This window comes from Microbacterium sp. (assembly GCF_031988965.1).
In the GTDB taxonomy this organism is placed as follows: Bacteria; Actinomycetota; Actinomycetes; order Actinomycetales; family Microbacteriaceae; genus Microbacterium.
This window is the reverse complement of sequence record NZ_DALZXX010000239.1, coordinates 1-2,640: the sequence shown is the minus strand read 5'-3', so window position 1 is coordinate 2,640 and position 2,640 is coordinate 1. Positions and strand designations below refer to the sequence as shown.

Sequence of the window (2,640 nt, the reverse complement as noted above, 5' to 3'; positions counted from 1 at the left end):
CCGCCGCCTCCGACGGCACGAGCCAGTGGATCACCGGGCCGGATGCACGCGCCGACGTGCACCGTCGCCGGGCAGCGGCCGATGCGATCGTCGTCGGCACCGGAACCGTGCTCGCCGACGACCCGTCGCTGACCGCACGCGACGGCGACACGCTGTTCGCCGACCAGCCGGTCCCCGTCGTGATCGGCTCACGCGCGACGCCTGACGACGCCGTGATCCGCCGCCATCCGAAGACGCCGCTCTTCTACGACACCCACGACCTGCACACCGTGCTGACAGATCTGCACTCGCGGGGCATCCAGAGCGTCTTCGTCGAGGGCGGCCCCACGCTCGCCAGCGCCTTCATCGCGCAGGGACTGGCCGACCGGGTGCTCGCCTACATCGCGCCGGTGCTGCTCGGCGGCTCGAAGCTCGCACTCACCGACATCGGCGTCGCCTCGATCGCCGCCGCCCGCCGTCTGACGGTCGACGAGTGGCTGCCGCTCGGAGCGGACCTGCTCGCGATCGCCCACCCCGCCGTCGACCTGGAAGAAGGAGTCGCCTGATGTTCACCGGAATCATCGAGGAGATCGGAGAGATCACCGCGATCGCTCCCGCGGGCGACGGGTGGCGGCTGACCGTGCGCGCCCCGAAGGCGGCATCCGATGCCGTGCACGGCGAGTCGATCGCGGTCTCGGGTGTGTGTCTGACGGTCGTCGACTCGACCGCCGACACGTTCGACGCCGACGTCATGAAGCAGACCCTCGACGTGGCAGCCCTCGGCGGAGCGTCCGTCGGCACCCGCGTCAACATCGAGAAGGCGATGCCGGTCGGCGCGCGCCTCGGCGGCCACATCGTGCAGGGTCACGTCGACGGGGTCGGCAGCATCGTCGAGGTGCGCCCCGGTGCACAGTGGAGCGTTCTGCGGGTCTCTCTGCCCGACGACCTCGCGCCGCTCGTCGTCGACAAGGGATCGATCTCGGTCGACGGCACCTCCCTCACGGTCAGCTCCGTGAGCCCCGTGGATGCGGAGGACTCGTGGTTCGAGATCTCTCTGATCCCCGAGACCCTTGCGGCCACGACCCTCGGCGCCCGCGCGATCGGCGACCGCGTCAACCTCGAGACCGACATCCTCGCCCGCCATGTGGAACGTCTGCTGGCGTTCCGGGCAGCACCGGAAGGAGGCTCGCGATGAGCCTTTCCACCATCCCCGAAGCCCTCGAGGCCCTGCGCGCAGGACGCCCCGTGCTCGTCGCGGACGACGAGAACCGCGAGAACGAAGGCGACGTCATCATGTCCGCCGAGCTCGCGACGCCCGAGTGGGTGGCCTGGACGGTGCGCTGGTCGTCGGGTTTCATCTGCGCACCGATGCCGGCCGACCTCGCCGACAATCTGAACCTGCAGCCCATGGTCGCCGCGTCCGAGGACGCCCGATCGACCGCGTACACGGTCAGTGTCGACGCGGCCGAGGGCGTGACCACGGGCATCAGCGCACATGACCGCGCGCACACCCTGAACGTCCTCGCGAATCCCGAATCGACGGCGACCAGCATCATCCGCCCCGGCCACGTCCTGCCCCTGCGCGCCGTCGACGGCGGTGTGCGCGAGCGCAGCGGCCACACCGAGGCGGCCGTCGATCTCATGAAGCTCGCGGGCCTTCGACCCGTGGGCGCGATCGCCGAGGTCGTCGCCGAGGACGGCAGCATGATGCGTCTGCCCGGTCTCATCGAGCTCGGCGCGCGTGATGGGGTTCCGGTCATCACGATCGAGCAGCTCATCGCCCACCTCAACGAGATCGACCCCACGGGCTGGTCGCCGGAGCGCGCCAGTCGGCGTGTGAGCCTGCGCGCGGATGCGACGGTTCCCACCACGCACGGCACGTTCCGCTTCCTGGCATACAAGGACCGGGTCACCGGCACCGATCACATCGCGGTCGTCTCGGGCGAGCCGGGCGAGACCGCTCTGGTGCGCGTGCACTCCGAGTGCCTGACCGGTGAGGCGTTCGGCTCGCTCAAGTGCGAGTGCGGTCCGCAGCTGGACGCGGCTCTCGACGCGATCGAGCAGGACGGCGGCATCGTCATCTACATGCGGGGCCACGAGGGACGAGGCATCGGCCTGATCAACAAGCTCCGTGCCTACAGCCTGCAGGAGGAGGGCCTCGACACCGTCGACGCCAACCTCGCGCTCGGACTCCCGGCAGACGCGCGCGACTACGCGGCTGCCGCCGGCATCCTCGCCGACCTGGGCGTGTCGAAGGTCCGCCTGTTGACGAACAACTCCGACAAGGTGAACCAGCTGCGCAGCCTCGGCCTCGACGTCGTCGAGCAGGTGCCGCTCATCGTCGGAGTCGGCCCCAACAACCACCAGTATCTCGAGACCAAGCGTGACCGGATGGGTCACATCATCGGTGAGGCGGAGCTCGCACAGGCTCTCGCCGACGGACGGAAGGACGACGCATGAGCGGCGCAGGAGCACCCAAGACCGAGAAGATCGACGGAAGCGGCCTGAAGGTCGTCATCGTGGCCGGCACCTGGCACGACGTCATCACCGACGGCCTCATCGCCGGTGCGCAGCGCGTGCTCGACGAGGCCGAGGCCGCCCACCGGCTCGTGCGCGTGCCCGGCTCGTTCGAGCTCGCCCTCGCGGCACAGGCCGCGTTCG

The 2,640-nt window shown here is 70.0% G+C and carries 4 protein-coding genes; all 4 read left to right on the top strand.

Features of this window, described 5'->3' with window-relative positions; translation table 11 throughout:
• Positions 1–545 (top strand): RibD family protein (locus RTM68_RS18205; protein ID WP_312173696.1); only part of this gene is annotated, 545 nt, incomplete at its 5' end.
• Complete coding sequence (locus tag RTM68_RS18200) at positions 545–1,174, top strand: riboflavin synthase (protein ID WP_312173695.1); 630 nt, start codon at positions 545–547, stop codon at positions 1,172–1,174. The genes RTM68_RS18205 and RTM68_RS18200, both read left to right, overlap by 1 nt.
• Positions 1,171–2,439 carry a GTP cyclohydrolase II gene (ribA, locus tag RTM68_RS18195; RefSeq protein WP_312173693.1) on the top strand — a complete coding sequence of 423 codons (1,269 nt, stop codon included), beginning with the start codon at positions 1,171–1,173 and terminating at the stop codon, positions 2,437–2,439. Before RTM68_RS18200 ends, ribA begins: the two co-directional genes overlap by 4 nt.
• Positions 2,436–2,640, top strand: a 205-nt coding sequence (locus RTM68_RS18190; protein WP_312173692.1) for a 6,7-dimethyl-8-ribityllumazine synthase, incomplete at its 3' end; no start/stop codon positions are given. The genes ribA and RTM68_RS18190, both read left to right, overlap by 4 nt.